This is a genomic window from Streptomyces sp. NPDC090106 (assembly GCF_044747265.1).
In the GTDB taxonomy this organism is placed as follows: domain Bacteria; phylum Actinomycetota; class Actinomycetes; order Streptomycetales; family Streptomycetaceae; genus Streptomyces.
Genome location: NZ_JBIVDS010000008.1, coordinates 400,296 through 418,812 on the forward strand (window position 1 = coordinate 400,296; position 18,517 = coordinate 418,812).

At 72.1% G+C, this 18,517-nt stretch carries 10 protein-coding genes and 1 pseudogene; 5 read left to right on the plus strand and 6 right to left on the minus strand.

All coding sequences use genetic code 11. The features are described 5' to 3' along the window. The first annotated feature begins 141 nt into the window (after positions 1 to 141). Positions 142 to 1,716, plus strand: coding sequence for a M1 family metallopeptidase (locus tag ACIPSE_RS26935; protein WP_401666913.1), 1,575 nt, complete (start codon positions 142 to 144; stop codon positions 1,714 to 1,716). A 77-nt stretch (positions 1,717 to 1,793) separates the two neighbouring features. Here ACIPSE_RS26935 and ACIPSE_RS26940 read toward each other — a convergent pair whose 3' ends face one another. The 3 genes from ACIPSE_RS26940 to ACIPSE_RS26950 all read right to left on the minus strand — a co-directional run bounded on the left by ACIPSE_RS26940 (position 1,794) and on the right by ACIPSE_RS26950 (position 5,562). After that, positions 1,794 to 2,849 carry a mechanosensitive ion channel family protein gene (locus ACIPSE_RS26940; RefSeq protein WP_401667272.1) on the minus strand — a complete coding sequence of 352 codons (1,056 nt, stop codon included), beginning with the start codon at positions 2,847 to 2,849 and terminating at the stop codon, positions 1,794 to 1,796. A gap of 146 nt (positions 2,850 to 2,995) precedes the next feature. After that, entirely contained in the window at positions 2,996 to 4,516 is a 1,521-nt protein-coding gene (locus ACIPSE_RS26945) for an amino acid permease (protein ID WP_401666915.1), read from the minus strand. 83 nt (positions 4,517 to 4,599) lie between these two features. After that, positions 4,600 to 5,562, minus strand: a complete 963-nt coding sequence (locus ACIPSE_RS26950) for a hypothetical protein (protein WP_401666917.1) — start codon at positions 5,560 to 5,562, stop codon at positions 4,600 to 4,602. Between the two features lie 270 nt (positions 5,563 to 5,832). On the opposite strand from ACIPSE_RS26950, the gene ACIPSE_RS26955 reads away from it, so the two are divergent. From ACIPSE_RS26955 to ACIPSE_RS26965, 3 genes and pseudogenes are all read left to right on the plus strand, one after another. Next, positions 5,833 to 7,275, plus strand: coding sequence for an FGGY family carbohydrate kinase (locus ACIPSE_RS26955; RefSeq protein WP_401666920.1), 1,443 nt, complete (start codon positions 5,833 to 5,835; stop codon positions 7,273 to 7,275). Next, the gene (locus ACIPSE_RS26960) at positions 7,272 to 8,672 is read left to right on the plus strand and encodes an FAD-dependent oxidoreductase (RefSeq protein ID WP_401666923.1); all 1,401 of its coding nucleotides are present in this window, start codon (positions 7,272 to 7,274) and stop codon (positions 8,670 to 8,672) included. Before ACIPSE_RS26955 ends, ACIPSE_RS26960 begins: the two co-directional genes overlap by 4 nt. After that, positions 8,669 to 9,562 (plus strand): annotated as a pseudogene (locus tag ACIPSE_RS26965) (FAD-dependent oxidoreductase); the annotation flags it as partial. The gene ACIPSE_RS26960 and the pseudogene ACIPSE_RS26965, both read left to right, overlap by 4 nt. A 13-nt stretch (positions 9,563 to 9,575) precedes the next feature. On the opposite strand, the gene ACIPSE_RS26970 reads toward ACIPSE_RS26965, so the two are convergent. Together ACIPSE_RS26970 and ACIPSE_RS26975 are read right to left on the minus strand one after the other, a co-directional pair. Continuing rightward, entirely contained in the window at positions 9,576 to 10,349 is a 774-nt protein-coding gene (locus tag ACIPSE_RS26970; RefSeq protein ID WP_401666925.1) for a crotonase/enoyl-CoA hydratase family protein, read from the minus strand. Positions 10,350 to 11,085: 736 nt separating this feature from the next. After that, positions 11,086 to 12,042, minus strand: a complete 957-nt coding sequence (locus tag ACIPSE_RS26975) for a YbhN family protein (RefSeq protein ID WP_401666927.1) — start codon at positions 12,040 to 12,042, stop codon at positions 11,086 to 11,088. 150 nt (positions 12,043 to 12,192) lie between these two features. On the opposite strand from ACIPSE_RS26975, the gene ACIPSE_RS26980 reads away from it, so the two are divergent. Further along, positions 12,193 to 14,124: an ABC transporter ATP-binding protein gene (locus ACIPSE_RS26980; RefSeq protein ID WP_401667275.1), complete on the plus strand. Its 1,932-nt coding sequence runs from the start codon at positions 12,193 to 12,195 to the stop codon at positions 14,122 to 14,124. On the opposite strand, the gene ACIPSE_RS26985 is transcribed toward ACIPSE_RS26980, so the two are convergent. Beyond that, positions 14,111 to 18,394 (minus strand): discoidin domain-containing protein, encoded by a 4,284-nt coding sequence (locus ACIPSE_RS26985; protein WP_401666930.1) that lies wholly within the window; start codon positions 18,392 to 18,394, stop codon positions 14,111 to 14,113. The genes ACIPSE_RS26980 and ACIPSE_RS26985 overlap by 14 nt on opposite strands. Positions 18,395 to 18,517 lie beyond the last annotated feature (123 nt).

Consider the following 18,517-nt stretch of genomic DNA (forward strand, 5'->3'; position numbering starts at 1 on the left):
ATCAAGATATCTCGTGATGGTGGCGGGCTCGACAGGGGTCCGTGCAACCAAACGGCCGATCTCGCGGTCCTGGACAGAGATCGTGCATCTGATCGTCGACGGCCGGACGTGACCAACCGGCCGCCCGAACGAAAGCGGACCATGAGATATCGCACCAGAGTGACGGCCCCGGCTGCCCTGATCGGCACCGCCGCGGCGCTGGCGGCGGGCGCCCCGGCGTACGCGGCCTCCGACGCCACCGGGAACGGCGCGGCCTCCGGCACCACCGGGACCGGCGGCGGCACGCCCGGCGCGGAGACCCTCGGGGACACCGTCTATCCGGGCCTCGGCAACGACGGCTACCGTGTCTCGGCCTACCGCCTCGACCTCGCCTACGACGCCGTGACCCGGCTCGTCGAGGCGACGGCGACCCTCACCCTCACCCCCACCCAGGACCTGAGCCGCTTCTCCCTGGACGCCCTCGGGCTCGGCATATCCGCGGTGCGGGTCCAGGGGCGCGAGGCCGCCTTCGAACAGGTGGGCGAGAAGCTCAGGATCACGCCCGGCGTGTTCCTGCCCGCCGGGAGGAAGGTACGCGTCGCGGTGGCGTACACAGCCGACCCGCGCGCCGCGCTCGCGCACACCGCCTGGGTGCCGACCCCCGACGGCTTCGCGACCTGCCCCCAGCCCAACTCGGCGCACACCGTCTTCCCCTGCAACGACCACCCGGCGGACAAGGCGGACCTCTGCGTCCGCCTCACCGTCCCCACGGGCCTGCGGGGTGTCGCGAGCGGCCGGCTCGTCGGTACGGAGGACCTCGGCGACGGCCGGACGGCGTACACCTACCGTTCCCGTGAGCCGATCGCCACCGAGCTCGTGCAGATCACGGTCGGCGACTATGTGATCAAGGAGCGTCCGGGCCCGTCCGGCCTCGCGCTGCGGGACGTCGTCCCCACCGCCCGCGCCGAGGCGCTGGAGCCCGCGCTCGCCCTCACCCCGAACCTGGTGAGCTGGATCGAGGAGCGGCTCGGCGCCTACCCGTTCGAGACGTACGGCCTGCTGCCGTGCAACAACGACGCCTCGGACGCCTTCGACTTCACGGGCCTGGAGACCCAGACCCTCACCCTCTACAAGCCGAACTACCTGCTCCAGGCCGAGTCGAAGATCGGCTCGCACATGATGCACGAGCTGGTCCACTCCTGGTTCGGCAACAGCGTCAGCCCCGCGAACTGGGCCGACCTGTGGATCAACGAGGGCCACGCCGACTTCTACGGGCTGCTCTACCGCTACGAACGCGGCTGGGCCGACTCCCTCGGGCTCGTCACCATGGAAGCCCGGATGAAGGACACCTACGCGCGCGGCGACCAGTGGCGCGCGACGTCCGGCCCGGTCGCCGCCCCCACCGAGGCCACCCTCTTCGACAGCCAGCGCTACCTCGGCGGTGTCCTCGTCCTGTACGCCCTGCGCCAGCAGGTCGGCGAGGACACCTTCCACGCCCTCGAACGCGCCTTCCTGGACCGCTACCGCGACTACTCGGCGACCACGGCCGACTACATCGCCGTCGCCTCCGAGACCGCGGGCACGGACCTGTCCGGCTTCCTCCGCGACTGGCTGTACGGCACGAAGACCCCGCGGATGCCCGGCCACCCGGACTGGACGGTCACCCCGGTGACCTCGGCCCTGCGCCGACCGCAGGACACACCCGGCGGCCACCACGACAACTCGGCCACTTTGTAGGCCACTTGCGGTGCACCGCGTCCCGCCCGGGACGCGGTGCGCTCACCGTCCCCGTGAGGCCGGCGGCCGGTGGGGTGTCACGGGGTGACGTCGAGTGCGTCGCGCTGCTGCGGGATCGTCAGCGAGCCCTGCTGGAGGGAGACCGTGCGGCGCGGGGCCGGGACGCTGATGTTCTCCTGGCGGTAGCGCTTGTGGAGCTGCTTGATGAACTCGTGCTTGATGCGGAACTGGTCGCTGAACTCGCCGACACCGAGGATGACGGTGAAGCCGATGCGCGAGTCGCCGAACGTGTGGAAACGCACCAGGGGTTCGTGCTCGGGCACGGCACCCTCGATCGCGGTCATGACCTCGGTGACGACCTCGCAGGTGACCCGCTCGACATGCTCCAGGTCGCTGTCGTAGCCCACACCGACCTGGACGAGGATCGTCAACTGCTGCTCGGGACGCATGAAGTTGGTCATGTTCGACTTGGCGAGCTGCCCGTTGGGGATCACGATGAGGTTGTTGGAGAGCGCGCGCACGGTCGTCTGACGCCAGTTGATGTCCTCGACATAGCCCTCCTCGCCGCTGCTCAGCCGGATGTAGTCGCCGGGCTGCACCGTCTTGGAGGCGAGGATGTGGATGCCCGCGAAGAGGTTGGCGAGCGTGTCCTGGAGAGCCAGGGCGACCGCCAGACCGCCGACACCGAGGGCCGTCAGCAGGGGCGCTATCGAGATGCCGAGCGTCTGGAGCACCACCAGGAAGCCGATCGCGAGGACCAGCACCCGGGTGATGTTGACGAAGATCGTGGCCGATCCCGCGACGCCGGAGCGGGACTGGGTGACCGTCTGGACCAGCCCCGCCACCAGCCGGGCCGCCGCCACCGTCACCACGAAGATCAGCAGCACGGTGAGGACCTGGTTGGTGTGCCGCTGCGTCGCCGACTTCAGCGGCAGCGCCGCCGCGGCGACCGCCACCCCTCCCGAGAACGCCGCCCACGGCACAACGGTCCGCAGCGCGGCCACGATGACGTCGTCGCCGCTCCATTTCGTGCGATCGGCGTGCTTGCCGAGCCACTTGAGCAGGATCCGCAGCAGGAACGCGGCGACGAGTCCCGCGACCACGGCGATTCCGGCGACCACGAGGTCGTCCATGGTGAGGTCCCGTTGGAAAGCTGTCACGTTGCCACCTGTTCGGAGTGCGGGATGAGCGAGCGCGCGGCCCCGGTCAGCGGGTTGACCTGCGCGACCGCTCATCCTGCCCTATCCGGCACCCCCGTTCGTAGGTGGCCCGACGCGTCTCAGACGATGCCCTCGGCCAGTTCCGCCTGGTCACGGTCCGATCCGTACGCGGCCGTCGTGGGCGTGCCGTACGAACGCCGGGCGGCGTACCACCACACGGTGGCGAGGACGAGTACGACGGCCAGGGCGACGGACGCGTAGTTCATCGTGTCGACCGTCACCGGCGAGGACTGCGGCAGGCAGAACAACACCGTGACCACCGCCACCCACACCACCGCGACCCAGCCGATCGGCCTGCTCCAGCGGCCCAGCGACCACGGACCCGGCTGGAAACGGTCGCCCGCGCGCAGCCGCAGGAAGACGGGGATGGCGTAGGCGGGCGTGATGCCGATGACGTTGATCGCGGTGACCGCTCCGTACGCCGTCGCCGAGTACAGCGACGGCAGGGCCAGCACGCACGCCACCGCGACCGACAGCCACACCGCCGCCACCGGCGTCTGGGTGCGGCTGCTGACCTTGCGCCACAGCGCCGAACCGGGCAGTGCCCCGTCCCGGCTGAACGCGAACACCATGCGGCTGGCGGCGGCGACCTCGGCGTTGCCGCAGAACAGCTGGGCGACGATCACCACGAGGAGCAGCGCGCTGGCCCCGCCCGTGCCGAGGCCGTCGAGGAGGATCTGCGCGGGCGGCACCCCGGTGTCGGTGGCACGCGTGGCGTCGTAGTCCTGGATCGCGAAGGTGAGGCCCGCGAGCAGCACGAACCCGGCGATCCAGGAGACCCAGATGGAGCGGACGATGCCCTTGGCCGCGGAGACGGACGCGTTGGAGGTCTCCTCCGACAGATGCGCGGAGGCGTCATAGCCGGAGAACGTGTACTGGGCGAGCAGCAGACCGATCGCCGCCACGTACAACGGGCTGCTCCAGCCGGTGTCGTTGACGAACTCGGTGAACACGAACGACGGCGACTGGTGGTGGTCGGGGACGATCGCCAGCGCGCCGACGATCAGCGCCACACCCGCCAGGTGCCACCACACGCTGACGGAGTTGAGGACGCTGACCAGACGCACCCCGAACAGGTTCAGCACGGCGTGCACCAGCAGGATCACGACGAAGATCAGCATCGTCCTCCCCGGCGTCGGCTCGAAGCCCCACTGGAGGTTCATGAACGCGCCCGTGAACAGGGCCGCACCGTAGTCGATTCCGGCGATCGCGCCGAGCAGACCGAGCAGGTTGAGCCAGCCCGTGTACCAGCCCCACCGCCGGCCGCCGAGCCGGTCGGCCATGTAGTACAGCGCGCCGGAGGTCGGGTAGGCGCTGGTCACCTCGGCGAGCGCGAGGCCCACGCACAGCACGAACAGGCCGACACCGGCCCAGCCCCACAGCATCACCGCGGGACCGCCGGTGCCCATGCCGAAGCCGTACAGGGTCATGCAGCCGGACAGGATCGAGATCACCGAGAAGCTGATCGCGAAGTTGCCGAAACCGCCCATGCGGCGGGCGAGGACGGGCCGGTAGCCGAGTTCGCGCAGACGTTGTTCCTCGTCGTGCGGCGCGGTCGGTCCGTCGGTGGAGCGGGGCATGCGGAAACCTCCGGAACGGAACGGGACGGAACGGGACTGGACGGGACGGGACTTGGGGGAGGGACTGGTGGGGGAGGAGTGGGTCATGCGGGGCGGCAGCGCGCCCTGGCCTGGAGGAACACCTCCACGGCCTGATCGGGGGTGCGGTACGCCCATGGCAGGGGCGTCCAGTACGGGCCGAGCGCCTCGAACACCCGGGCAGCGTCCTGGAACTGGAGCGCGCCCCACAGGGCGTGGGCGAGATGGTTGAGGTCCAGCAGCGACCGCTCGGCGGTGAAGGTCTGCTCGAACCAGGCGTACAGCGCGCGACGCGCCTCGCGGGTCGCGTCCTCGGCGACCCAGTGCAGATCCAGCGCCGCGTCCCGGCCGCCCGAGCGGCGGTACCGCTCGACCCGCACGTACAGCGGCAGGACGTGCAGCGCGGAGCCCGGCGGCGCGGTGTCGGCGGCCCAGTGCGCGTACCCGGCCGCCTCGGCCAGCCGCCCCGAGGTGCCGTGCTCGTACAGGAACTGGAGCATCCGGTGGTGCGCCTCGCGGTTGTACGGGTCCCGTTTGTCGGCCTCCGCGAGCAGACCCCACGGCCCCGGCGGCAGCATCGGCCCCGGCGGCGCCTCCCGGTGTTCGGCCCAGCGCCGCTCCCCGTCCAGCCGGGACAGGGCCAGCAGACACACCCACGGCACCGGGTCCTGCGGAGCGGCCCTGGCCGCGCCGTGGCTCGCCTGCCACGCCTCCTGCCACAGGTCGCGGGTGTGCGCGTGCCGCTCGCGGTGGGCCCGCAGGGCCCGTTCGACCGAGACCCGGGCGTGCATCACCGTCGCCGGGACGCTCTGCGGCTCCTCCGACAGCCAGATGCGCACCACATCGGTTCCGGCGGCAGCGGCGGCGAGGACCTGGGTGCGCTGCGTCCACTGCCACCAGGCGGACGTCTCGGAGAGCAGCCGCCGCATCGACATCCAGCGTCCGGTGCGCAGTTCCTGGAGGGTGGCGCGCAACGCGGCGTCGTGTCCGGCGGGATCGTAGGCGGGTCGTGCTCCTTCTTTCGCCATCAGCCGCCCGCCCCCGGCCGCGTGGAGCGGGACGGGACGGCAGGGTGGAGTAACAACAGCCCTCCTCTGGGCGGGAGTTCAGGAGCTCGATCGGGTCGGCGGTCACTATAGAGGCGGAGGTTCCACATCTCCGCCCCTTTCCGGATCCTTTCGAACTCCTTTTCACTTCACCCGGTTTGACGCATGGTCAGCGATGCTTGACGCGGCGAGCCGGGCGGGGGCAGGCTGACGCACTGTGATCGCCGAGGACGCCGCCCCGGGAGGTACTCGATGACAGGTCCGGTGCTCGCCGTCGACCAGGGAACGTCCGGCACCAAGGCCCTCGTCATCTGTCCCGAACGCGGAGTCATCGGCGCCGGATTCGCCGAGGTCCGCCCCCGGCACCTGCCCGGCGGACTGGTCGAGGTCGACCCCGCCCAGCTGTACGCCTCCGTCGTCGACGCCGGACACCGGGCGCTCGCCGAGGCACGCGAACCCGTCGTCGCGCTCGGCCTCGCGAACCAGGGCGAGACCGTCCTCGCCTGGGACCCCGCCACCGGACGTCCGCTCACCGACGCCCTCGTCTGGCAGGACCGCCGCGCCGAGACCGTCTGCGAGGAACTAGCCCCCCACGCGGACGAGTTGCGCGCCCTCAGCGGGCTGCCCCTCGACCCGTACTTCGCCGCGCCCAAGATGGCCTGGATTCGCCGTCACCTCACCCGCGAGGGCGTCGTCACCACCACCGACTCCTGGCTGATCCACCGCCTCACCGGAGCCTTCGTCACCGACGCGGCGACCGCCGGCCGCACCCAGCTCCTCGACCTCGACACCGCGACCTGGTCGCCGCGCGCCCTGGATCTGTACGGACTGGCCGACGACACCCTCCCGAAGATCGTCGACAACGCCCGGCCCATCGGCACGACCAGGGCGTTCGGCGCCGAGATCCCCCTCACCGGCCTCGCCGTCGACCAGCAGGCCGCGCTCCTCGCCCAGCGCGTCACCGAACCCGGCGGCGCCAAGTGCACCTACGGAACCGGCGCGTTCCTCCTCGCCCCCACCGGCGACACCCCGCGGCGCGGCGACTCGGGACTCGTCAGCTGCGTGGCCTGGCGCCTGGACGGCCGCACCAGCTACTGCCTCGACGGACAGGTCTACACGGCCGCGTCCGCCGTGCGCTGGCTCACCGACCTCGGCGTCATCAGGGGCGCCGCCGACCTCGACGCCGTCGGCGGCACCGTCCCCGACAGCGGCGGCGTCACCTTCGTCCCCGCGCTCGCCGGACTCGCCGCCCCCTGGTGGCGCGGCGACCTGCGCGGCTCCCTCACCGGCCTCGGCCTCGACACCCGGGCCGGCCATCTGGTGCGCGCGCTGTGCGAGGGCATCGCCGCCCAGGTCGCCGAACTCGCCGACGCGGCGGGCCAGGACCTCGGCGCCCCGCTCACCGCACTGCGCGTCGACGGCGGTCTGACCCGCTCGGCGCTCCTCATGCAGGCCCAGGCCGACCTGCTGCAACGCCCCGTCGAGGTGTCCACCCTGCCGGACGCCACTGCCCTCGGCGTCGGCGCGCTCGCCCGCCTCGGCGCCGACCCGGGCAAGCCCGTCGAGGACGCGCTGCCCGACGCCAAGCCCTCCGCCGTCCACACACCCCGCATCGGCGCCGACGAGGCCGCCGCACGCCGGGCGCGCTTCCGCGACGAGGTCGCCACGCTCCTCGACCGGACCCCGCCCGCATGACCGTCACCAGGACCGGACGGCTCCCCGACCGCACGTACGACATCGCCGTCGTCGGCGCCGGAGTCGTCGGCTGTGCCATCGCCCGCCGGCTCGCCCGCCACCCCGGACTCGACATCGCCCTCGTCGAGGCCCAGGACGACATCGGGCAGGGCAGCTCCAAGGCCAACACCGCCATCCTGCACACCGGTTTCGACGCCGTGCCCGGTTTGCTGGAGGCCCGGCTCGTCCGCGAGGGCTCCCGGCGACTCGCCGAGTACGCCGCCGAGTCCGGCATCCCCGTCGAACCCGTCGGCGCCCTGCTCGTCGCCTGGGACGAGGAACAGCTCGCCGCGCTGCCCCGGCTCGCCGAGAAGGCCGAGCGCAACGACCACAAGGCGACCCGGCTCATCGGCGAGGCCGAACTGTACGAGCGGGAACCGCACTTGGGCCCCGGCGCGCTCGGCGCCCTGCACGTGCCCGGCGAGAGCGTCATCTGCCCCTGGACGACGACCCTGGCGTACGCCACCCAGGCCGTCCGGCACGGAGTGGACCTGCACCTCAACTCCGCGGTGGAGCGGCTGAGTCCGGGCTCGCTCACGACCTCCCGGGGCACCCTCCGCACCCGCTGGACCGTCAACGCGGCCGGGCTGCACGCCGACACGCTCGACCGTCACCTCGGCCACGACGACTTCACCGTCACCCCGCGCCGCGGCCAGCTCGTCGTCTTCGACAAGTTCGCCCGTGGCCTGGTCCGGCACATCCTGCTGCCCGTCCCGACGGCCCTCGGCAAGGGCGTCCTGGTGGCGCCCACCGTCTACGGCAACGTCCTGCTCGGCCCGACCGCCGAGGACCTCGACGACAAGCGCGCCACCCGGTCCACCACCGAAGGACTCGCGGACCTGCGCGAGAAGGGCCGCCGCATCCTGCCCCGCCTGCTCGACGAGGAGGTCACCGCCGTCTACGCGGGCCTGCGGGCCGCCACCGAGCACGACGACTACCGCATCGCCGCCCACCCCGACCAGCGGTACGTCACGGTCGGCGGCATCCGCTCGACCGGCCTCACGGCCTCCCTCGCGATCGCCGACCACGTGGTCGAGCAACTCGCCTCCAGCGGCATGGAGTTGGGGCCGGAGCGGGAACTCGACCCCGTGCGCATGCCGAACCTGGGCGAAGCTTTCCCCCGCCCCCACCAGCAGCCCGGACGCGTCGCCGCCGACCCCGAGTACGGCACCCTCGTCTGCCACTGCGAGCGCGTCTCACGCGGCGAGATCCGCGACGCCCTCACCAGCACCGTCCCCCCGGCCGGCCTCGACGGACTGCGCCGCCGCACCCGCGCGCGAGCGGGCCGCTGCCAGGGCTTCTACTGCGGGGCGGCCGTCCGCGACCTGTTCGAGAACTCGAAGGCGGCACCGTCATGACCCGGAAGGTCGACGTCCTCGTCGTCGGCGCGGGCCCCGCCGGACTCACCGCCGCCGCGGCCCTCGCCGCGTCCGGCGTGCGCCGTGTCGAGGTGCTGGACCGGGAACGACAGGCCGGTGGCGTACCCAGGCACTGCGCGCACGGCGGGTTCGGCACCCTCCTGCGACCGCTGACCGGCCCCGCGTACGCCCGCCAGCTCACCGAGACCGCGCGGCGCGCCGGGGCGGTCGTACGCACCGGCGTGACCGCCCTCGACTGGGCGGGGCCCCTCGCGCTGGCCACCGTGGGCCCGGACGGCGCCGAGACGATCGAGGCGCGGGCCGTCGTCCTGGCCACCGGATGCCGCGAACGCCCTCGCGCCGCCCGCCTGGTGCCGGGCACCCGTCCGGCCGGCGTCTACACCACCGGCGAGCTGCAACAGGCCGTCCACCTGTACGGACAGCGGATCGGCACCCGGGCCGTGATCGTCGGCGCGGAGGCCGTGTCGTACGCCGCCGCCGGGGCGGTGCGGACGGCGGGCGCGGAGGTCGTCGCCCTGGTGACGGAAGGCGCCGGCCGCGCCCCGACGGCCGTGACCCGGCTGCGCCGCCGCGACCCCGTGCTCACCGGCACGACGGTCACCGAACTCCTCGGCCACGGACGCCTGTCGGGCGTCCGCGTCCGCCACCGGGACGGCCGTACGACCGTGCTGTCCTGCGACACCGTCGTGTTCACCGGCGACTTCGTGGCCGACGACGAGCTGGCGAGACGCGGCGGGATCGCCCTCGGCACGGCGGCCCCCGCGACGGACCGGCCGGGCGTGTTCGCCGCCGGGGCACTGCTGCACCCGGGAGAACGGGCGAGAGCGGCTGCCCTCGCCGGTGCCGACGCCGCCGCCCTCGCCGGTGCCGAAGCGGCGGTCCTCACGGCCCGGTGAACGTCCCGTGCCGCCCCGCACCGGACGCGAACCGTGCCGCGCCTTCCATGCCCTCGGCCAACACGCCCGCCCCGTGCCGGAGTTCGACGCCGATCGCCGCCGACTCGTCGAGGCCCTCCTGGTCGTACACCGAGGCGCGGTCGGAGCGCAGGCACGCCTGGGGGAACGCGGCGATCGCGGCGGCGAGTTCCTCGGCGGCGGCCCGGCCGGTGCCGCTCGGCACGACACGGTTGGCGAGGCCGAACTCGTACGCCTCGCGGGCGTCCACCGGGCGCCCGGTGAGGATCATGTCCAGGGCGCGGCTCGTACCGATCAGGCGGGGCAGCCGTACCGTGCCGCCGTCGATCAGGGGGACGCCCCAGCGGCGGCAGAACACCCCGAACACGGCGTCCTCCTCTGCGACCCGCAGATCGCACCACAGCGCCAGTTCGAGGCCACCGGCCACGGCGTGCCCGGCGACCGCGGCGATCACCGGCTTCGACAGCCGCATCCGCGTCGGCCCCATCGGCCCGTCACCGCCCTCGGCGACCCGGTTGCCGTGCCCGGCGCCCATCGCCTTGAGATCGGCGCCCGAGCAGAACGTGCCGCCCTCGCCCCACAGCACCGCGACCCGCGCCTCGTCGTCCGCCTCGAACGCCCGGAACGCGGCGGCCAGTTCGACGGCCGTCGGCCCGTCCACGGCGTTGCGCACGGCGGGCCGGGAGAGGATCACCGTGGTGACGGGCCCCCGACGTTCACAACGGACGGACGTGACAGCCACGGCCCACCTCCCGGTGATCGGATGCGGGCCACAGTACGTCCACGACCACCGCCCGGGCGACGGGTGTCTCGTCCGATCCTGCCGCACGGGCGGCTGCCGTCCCGTGTGGGGCCGCGGCTCGGGCGGCCGTCGTTGTGCCTGCGGTCGCCACGCGGGTGCCTGCCGTCCCGCCTGCGGCTGCCGCCCGACCGACTGAACGCTCATCCCCAACTCCGGCTGGGGCGGGTGTGGTTCCGCCCTCGTCCTCGAATCGGGCGGCTGTTGTCCCGCCAACGGTCCCGCCCACACGACCGTGATCACGCCTCCGGTCCCGCGCGGACAATCGCGATCCCGCCTTCGCTCCCGCTCAGCCGACCGCGATCATGCCTGCGGCCCGGCTCGGGCAACCGTCACCACGCGCCGGTCTCGTCCGGAGGACTGCCGTCACGTCCCCGACCTTGCTCCGGTGCCGGTCATCGCTCTGCCGCTCCGCTCAAGCGGCTGCCGTCCCGTCCGCGGCTGCTGCCCGACCGACTGAACTCTCGTCTCCAACTCCGGCTGGGGCGAGTGTGGTTCGGCCCTCGTCCTCGGCTCGGGGGCTGTCGTCTCGCTGGCGTCGCCGCCCTTCGGCCATCGCGATCACGCCTGGGGTTCCGTTCGGGCAACCGCCGCCACGTCCCCGGCCTCGTCCGGAGGGCCGGCGTCACGCCCCCGGGAACCCGCCCAGACGATTCCCACCATGCCCCCCCACCCCCCCTCAGATCACCTTCATCCGCACCAGCGCACCCAACGTAAGCGCCCCCGGCAGGATCGGGACCCACACCGTGATGATCCGGTAGGTGAGGACCACCGCTGTGGCGATCGCGGCCGGGCCGCCCGCCGCGACCAGGGCGAGGACGAGTGCCGCCTCCACGGAACCCACGCCGCCCGGGGTGGGGATCAGGGCGACCGCGATCGTCGCCGCCAGGTAGGCGACGACCATGTGCGCGGGCGGTACCGGGAGGCCCATCGCCATGCCCACCGCGACCAGACCGCCCGCCTGGAGCGCCGGGAACGCGAACGAGCCGCCCCACAGCGCCAGTGCCCGGGAGGGCCGGGTGTGCACGGCGCGGAACTCGCCGAACGCGGTCCGCAGGAACGTGAGGACGAACAGGCGCAGGCGGCGTACGAGCAGCAGGACCAGCAGCGCCGCGACGGCGAGCGTGCCGACGGCCGCGAGGAGCGGGACCAGCGCGCCGTCCGGCAGGAGCGAACCGAACCGCAGCGCGTGCGGGAACACCATCAGCAGAACCGCCAGCAGACCGATCCGGGCGACCGACTCGGCGAGCAGATACAGCGCGACCGCCGCCGAGGAACGGGCCAGCGGCACCCCGCACACCGCCATGAACCGCAGATTGACCGCACTGGCCCCGAGGCCCGTCGGCAGCAGATGGTTGGCGGCGCCCGCCGCGAACTGCGTGGCCAGCAGCCGTCGTACGGGCAGCCGCTGCACGAGCGCGCCCTGCCGGGCGGCGGACGCGGCGACCCAGGTGCCGCAGGTGGCCGCGCCGGCGGCCAGCAGCCACGGCCACTGGGCGTGGCGCAGATGCCCGAACCCCGCCACCAGCACCTGCCGGTGGTGCACGGCGACCCACAGCACGAGCACCAGCGGCGCCAGCATCAGGATCTGCCGGCCGGGCAGTCGCCGCAGGGCTCGGGGGAAACGCGCGGTCATCACATCGGGGAAGGTTCTCCGCGCCAGGACAACACCAGGTTGCGCACGCGGGGACGGCGGCTGACGGACTTGAAGCGAATCGGCCCGCGCCGCGACGGAACCGGCCTTGACCTCAACATTGGTCGAGGTTCTACGGTCCCTCTCATGAGCATGGAGACCACAGCCTGGACGCAGCTGCAGAGCGTGATGAACGCCCGGCAGGAGACCCGTCCCTTCGCCCGCGAGACCCTGCGCCGCATCGGCGCCTTCGCCCGGCCGCACCGCCGCAGGATCGCGCTCTTCGTCGTGCTCGGGGTGCTCACCGCACTGCTCGCGGTCGCGACCCCGGTCCTCGCGGGGGACGTCGTCGACGCGATCGTGTCGGACGGCGAGGAGCGGACCGTCGTCCGCCTCTCGGTCCTGATCGCCCTCATCGCGGTCGTCGAGGCGGCGCTCGGCATCCTCGGGCGGCGCCTGTCGGCGACGCTCGGGGAGGGGCTCATCCTCGATCTGCGGACAGCCGTGTTCGATCATGTGCAGCGCATGCCGGTCGCGTTCTTCACACGTACCCGTACGGGCGCGCTCGTCTCCCGACTCAACAACGACGTCATCGGAGCCCAGCGCGCCTTCAGCAACACTCTGTCCGGTGTGGTCAGCAACCTGGTCACGCTGCTGCTCACACTGGCCGTCATGCTGACCCTGTCCTGGCAGATCACCCTGCTCGCGCTGGCGCTGCTGCCCGTGTTCGTGCTGCCCGCCCGCCGCATGGGCATCCGGATGGCCCGGATGCAGCGCGAGGCCGCCACGCTCAACGCGGCCATGGGCACCCGGATGACCGAGCGGTTCTCGGCGCCCGGCGCCACCCTGATCAAGCTCTTCGGCCGCCCCGAGCAGGAGTCCGAGGAGTTCGCGGCCCGCGCCCGCCGCGTCGCCGACATCGGGGTGCGCACGGCCACGGCCCAGTCGGTCTTCATCACCGCCCTGACCCTCGTCTCCGCCCTGGCGCTCGCCCTCGTCTACGGCCTCGGCGGCTGGTTCGCGCTGCGCGGCACCCTGGAGGCGGGCGACATCGTGTCCCTGGCCCTGCTGCTGACCCGCCTCTACGCCCCGCTGACGTCTCTCGCCGGAGCCCGCGTCGAGGTGATGAGCGCACTCGTCAGCTTCGAACGGGTCTTCGAGATTCTGGACCTGAAACCGCTCATCGAGGAGAAGCCGGATGCCCGCCCGGTCCCCGACGGGCCGGTGGCCGTCGAGTTCGACGACGTCCGCTTCGGCTACCCGTCCGCCGACAAGGTCTCCCTCGCCTCCCTGGAGGAGGTCGCCTCCCTCGACACCCGTGGCGGCGAACAGGTCCTCGGCGGTGTCTCCTTCCGCGCCGAACCCGGGCAGACGGTGGCCCTCGTCGGCTCCTCCGGCGCGGGCAAGTCGACGATCGCCGCACTGCTGCCCCGCCTCTACGACGTCGACGACGGCGCCGTGCGCGTGGGCGGCGCCGACACCCGGGACCTGACCGCCCGCTCGCTGCGCGAGACCATCGGCATGGTCACCCAGGACGGCCACCTCTTCCACGACACCGTCCGCGCGAACCTCCTGCTGGCCCGCCCGGACGCGGACGAGCCCGACCTGTGGCAGGCGCTGCGCCGCGCCCGCCTGGAGACCCTGGTGCGGGCCCTGCCCGACGGTCTCGACACGGTCGTCGGTGAACGCGGCTACCGCCTCTCCGGCGGCGAACGCCAGCGCATGACCATCGCGCGGCTGCTGCTGGCCCGTCAGCGCGTGGTCGTCCTGGACGAGGCGACCGCCCACCTCGACAACACGTCGGAGGCGGCCGTGCAGGAGGCCCTGGCGGAGGCGCTGGAGGGCAGGACCGCGCTGGTGATCGCCCACCGTCTGTCCACCGTGCGCGCCGCGGACCTGATCCTCGTCGTCGAGGCCGGACGGATCGCCGAACGCGGCACCCACGAGGAGCTGCTGGCGGCGGGCGGACGCTACGCGGAGCTGTACCGGACCCAGTTCGAGGACGAGCCGGGGAACGCGGACGGGGCCGCCCTCCGGCTGAGGGCGGCCCCGCGCGACGCTGCTCCCGCCGCTACTCGACGATGATCCTGAACGTGCTGGTCGTGTTGCGGATGTCCTGGGCGTTGCCGCTCATCCGCAGGTTGCGGAAGGTGGCCTCACCGACGGCCGGGCCCTGACCGGGTTCCGGCAGCTCGTTGGCCCAGATGCCCCAGCCGGACTTCGCGTCGAACGCGTCTCCGCTCTTCTTGGAGTCGGTGATGGAGATGTCGGTGAAGATCGTGTCCTTCACCGGGAACTGCGGTTGCCCGCCGACGTAGTTGGTCTGGAACATGACGCCTCCGTAGGTGGAGTCGTCGATGTCGACGTCGTTGACCCTGATCCCCTGGAAGACCTTCGAGGCGGAGAACGCCCAGATCGCGGGGAAGACCTGGGAGCCCCAGAAGTGGCCGCCGGTTCGTTCCAGGGAGACGTTCTCGATCGTCGTGGGCTCGGTGCCGAAGCCGTTCATCGGGTAGCCGAAGTCCAGCGAGGAGATCGTGATGCCGGAGTAGACCAGGGTGTCGGCGACGCGGATGTTGCGGAAGGTGTTGCTGTAGCCGCCGTACACCGCGATACCGGCCGCCCGCCAGGTGAGCGTCGACGTCAGGTTCTCGTACAGGTTGTTCTTCTCGTCGGCGCCTCCGGCGTCGATCGCGGAGAACAGGGCGAAGCTGTCGTCGCCGGTGGCGCGGGCGTCGTTGTTGACGACGTGGTTGTCCGTGGAGCCGTTCGTCATGTTGACGCCGTCGGCGAACATGTCGCGGATACGGGAGTTCTTGATGGTGACGCGGTCGGTGTTGGCGCCCCAGTACAGGCACACCATGTGCTCGACCCAGATGTCGTCGATGGTGATGTCGGCGACGTTGGCGAAGTCGAACACCTTGCCGGGACCGTCGATCCGGGACGTGTAGTTGCCGAAGTAGGAGAAGCCGGCGAACGACGAGCCGTTCGCGGTCGCCTCGGCCCGGAAGCCGACGTCGGTGTTCTCCTGCGACGAGGGCGCGTGGAAGCGGGTGAACCACGACCCGGCGCCCACGACCTTCACGGCCTTGCCGTAGACCTGGAACTTGCTCGCCGTCTCGTAGTCACCGGCGGGCAGATAGACCCCCACCAGCTTGCCCGTGGTGTCCATGCGGACCTTGTCGAGCGCGTTCTGCACGTCCTGGTGCGAGAAGCCCGCCGGGACCGTGTAGGCGGCCGGGTCGGGGTTCGGGAGTGCCGTCGCCTGCTCGGTGTTGACGAAGTCGATCGCGTACGACGGGGCGGAGTTGGCCGCGTCCTTCTGCAGCCGGATCTTCGCACCGGCGGGCACGGTCCTGCCGAGCTGGACGTTCGCCTCGTCGTAGATGTGGCGCGGGGCACCGGAGCCGGGCGAGTTGCCGGGCGCGGTCTCGTTGCCGTACAGCCAGGCGTACTGCGAGGTCAGGTCGATCGCCTTGAGGAACTGGCCGTCGACGTAGACGTTCAGGGTGGTGTTCGTGCCGTCGGGGACCGAGAAGCGGGTCACCAGGGTGTTCGTGCTGGCCCGGGTGGTCCACTCGACGTACTGGCCGGTCGCGGTGAGGGTGACGGCCTTGCGGCCACTGGCCTCGCCCGCGACGTCGCCGATGGTCCGGTTCGGTCCGACGACCTTGGCGCCACCGCCGACGGTGCCGTCCTCCGCCTCGTACATGTCGTAGGGCATGTCGGCGCCGCGGCCGACGAACAGGGGCTGTGTGGTGGTGTTGTTGGCGCGCTTGACGGGCAGTTCGTTGGCGTCGTCGGCGAGGACCGTGCGCACGCTGTACTTGCCGTTGGCGGCGGTCCAGGAGCCGAGGCTCACCGGTGCGGTGGTCTGGCCCGCCGCGATGGCGCCGCTGTAGGACGCGGTGAGCGTCTTGACGGTGGCACCGCTCGCGTTCAGGACGGTGAGGGTGATGCCGTGGGCGCCGGAGGCGGAGGCCACCGAGCCCTGGTTCTTGACGGCGACGGTGAACTTGACCTCGTCACCGGCGGACGCGCTGGACGGGGTCCACGAGACGGGTGCCGCGATCAGGTCGGAGCTGGAGACGGGCTTGACGACGAGGGCGTCGGAGCGGGTGAAGACGTTGTTGCCGTCGTTCTGCTCGATGACCTTGTTCGACGGGTCCACCTCGGCGCCGACGGGGTAACTGCCCGCCTCCCGGGTGCCGATGCTCGCGGTGACCGTCGCCGACGCGCCGGCCGCGAGCGCCGGGACGTCCGCCGTGGCGGCCTTCGTCCCGCCGAGCGTGAAGTCCAGGTCGGTCGCCTTGGCCGCCTTCGTGCCGCTGTTGGTGACGGTCGCGGTCAGGCTGATGGCGTCCGACTCGACCGGCGCGGCGGGGGAGTTGGTGATGCCGGTGACCCGGAGATCCGGGTTGGCGGCCGGGGTGCCGATCACCTGGACCTCGGCGACCTGGGCGCCGGGCGCGCCGGAGTTGGAGGTGAACCTGAGCTGGATGTCGGCGGCGGCCCCGGAGACCGGGACGGTCACCGTGTTGCCGGTCGCCGGATTGAACGTGTAGTCCTTCGCCGCGACGAGGCCGGTGAACGCCGTCGCGTCCTGGTCACGGCCCAGCACCTGGATGTTCTGGGTCCGCGTCGACCAGGCGGCGTCCGGGTTCAGCTTCACGACGACCTGGGAGAGGTCGGCGTTGGCGCCCAGCTTGGTGGTGAGGGTGGCCGGGTAGGCGCCGCCCCCGCTCTCCCAATAGGTGGCGACCTGACCGTCGTTGGCGTTCGTCGCCACATAGGTGAAGGTGGACGAGGACGCCTCGATGGGCTTGCCCTGCGCGAGGTCGGAGCCGGAGCCGCTGCCCGGCCGCGTGACGCTGTTGCTCGCCACCGACACGTTCCCGGCGGCGTCCTTGGCCCGCACGGAGTAGGTGACCGTCGCGGACGCCGACGGGGTGTCGGTGTACGTCAGCACGTCACCCGCCACCGACTTGACGACCTGGCCGCCCGCGTACACGTCGTACCCGGTGACGCCGACGTTGTCGCTCGACGCCTGCCACGTCAGCTTCACGTCGTTGCCGGACTGCGTGTAGGCGAGGTTGCCGGGCGCGGTGGGCGCCTGGGTGTCGCCGCCGGTTCCCTTGCGGGTCACGCTGTTGCTGTTGGCCGAGACGTTCCCGGCGGCGTCCTTGGCCCGCACGAAGTACGTGACGTCGGTGCTCGCGGGCTGGGTGTCGGTGTACGTCAGGACGCTCCCGGCGACACTCGCCCTCAACTGGCCGTTCGCGTAGACGTCGTAGCCGGTGACGGCCGTGTCGTCGGTGGCCGCGCTCCAGGCCAGCCTGATCTGCCCGGTGGCCGGTTCGGTGTAGGCCAGGCCGGCCGGCGCGGTGGGCGCCTGGGTGTCGCCGGTGGCCGGTCCGTAGACCTCCAGCTCGGACAACTGCCCGGCCGGCCAGCCGGTGTTGGCGGTGACGTACGCGCGCACGTACCGGGTCGTGGTGGTGTCGAAGCCGATGGTGTTCGACTGGTCGTTGCCGCTGTCGAAGGTGTACGCCTTCGAGGCGGTCAGGTCGGTGAAGTTCTGGTTGTCGGTGGAACCCTGGATCTTGAGCGTCTGGCTGCGGCTCGGCCAGCCGCTCGGCAGGCGCAGTGTCACCTGGTTCACCTGGACCGAGGCACCGAGGTCGACCTTCAGCCACTGCGGGAAGGCGTTGTTGGCGCTCTCCCAGTACGTGGCCCGGTTGCCGTCACCGGCGTTGGCCGCGCCGTAGACGTCCGCGTGCCCGCTCTCGCTGAACGTCTTTCCGAGCGCGAGGTTGGGGGTCGCGGCGGCGCTCGTGAGGACCTGCATCTCGGCGAGCTGCGCGGTGGGCGCGACCGAGTTCCCCGAGAAGTCGGCCCGTACGTACCGGGCGAGCGTCGCCGGGAAGGAGATCCGCACCGTGTTGCCGTTGCCGGGGCTGAAGACGTACTGCGCCGACGACTTGAGCGTGGCGAAGCTCGTCCCGTCGGCGCTGCCCTGGAGCGCGAGCGTCTGCTTGCGGGTCTCCCAGTCCGCGGGCAGCCGCAGCACGACCTGGCGGACACGCCGGGCCTTGCCGAGGTCGGTCTGCACCCACTGGGCCGCCTTGCTCCCGGCCTGCCAGTAGGTGTCGCTGTCGCCGTCGGTGATCTGGGCGGCGGGGTGCGCGCGCAGTGCGCTGCCGGCCTTGACGGGTGCCTCGGCGGCGACGTCGGGGCCACCGGCCGCGTGCGCGCCGACGGCGGGCAGTCCCAGAACCAGGAGGGACGAGGCGAGCGCGGCGGTCGCCGCTCGGCGCCTGAAGGATCTGGGTCTGCGTCGAACCGTGCGAATCATGTGGGGACTCCCTGCGGAGGTGCGCGCGCCGAGCGGCGCGCGCAGGTTCTTGCGCGGTTTCATCGCAATATTGCAGAGCGCTATAAGTCCGTCTACGGTCCGGGCGACACAACTTTCACGCCG

Excerpts from the sequence above, each read along its gene's own strand:
- ACIPSE_RS26935 (WP_401666913.1), top strand. The coding sequence starts at position 142 with ATGAGATATCGCACCAGAGTGACGGCCCCGGCTGCCCTGATCGGCACC.
- ACIPSE_RS26940 (WP_401667272.1), bottom strand. The coding sequence starts at position 2,849 with ATGGACGACCTCGTGGTCGCCGGAATCGCCGTGGTCGCGGGACTCGTC.
- ACIPSE_RS26945 (WP_401666915.1), bottom strand. The coding sequence starts at position 4,516 with ATGCCCCGCTCCACCGACGGACCGACCGCGCCGCACGACGAGGAACAA.
- ACIPSE_RS26950 (WP_401666917.1), bottom strand. The coding sequence starts at position 5,562 with ATGGCGAAAGAAGGAGCACGACCCGCCTACGATCCCGCCGGACACGAC.
- ACIPSE_RS26955 (WP_401666920.1), top strand. The coding sequence starts at position 5,833 with ATGACAGGTCCGGTGCTCGCCGTCGACCAGGGAACGTCCGGCACCAAG.
- ACIPSE_RS26960 (WP_401666923.1), top strand. The coding sequence starts at position 7,272 with ATGACCGTCACCAGGACCGGACGGCTCCCCGACCGCACGTACGACATC.
- ACIPSE_RS26975 (WP_401666927.1), bottom strand. The coding sequence starts at position 12,042 with ATGACCGCGCGTTTCCCCCGAGCCCTGCGGCGACTGCCCGGCCGGCAG.
- ACIPSE_RS26980 (WP_401667275.1), top strand. The coding sequence starts at position 12,193 with ATGGAGACCACAGCCTGGACGCAGCTGCAGAGCGTGATGAACGCCCGG.
- ACIPSE_RS26985 (WP_401666930.1), bottom strand. The coding sequence starts at position 18,394 with ATGATTCGCACGGTTCGACGCAGACCCAGATCCTTCAGGCGCCGAGCG.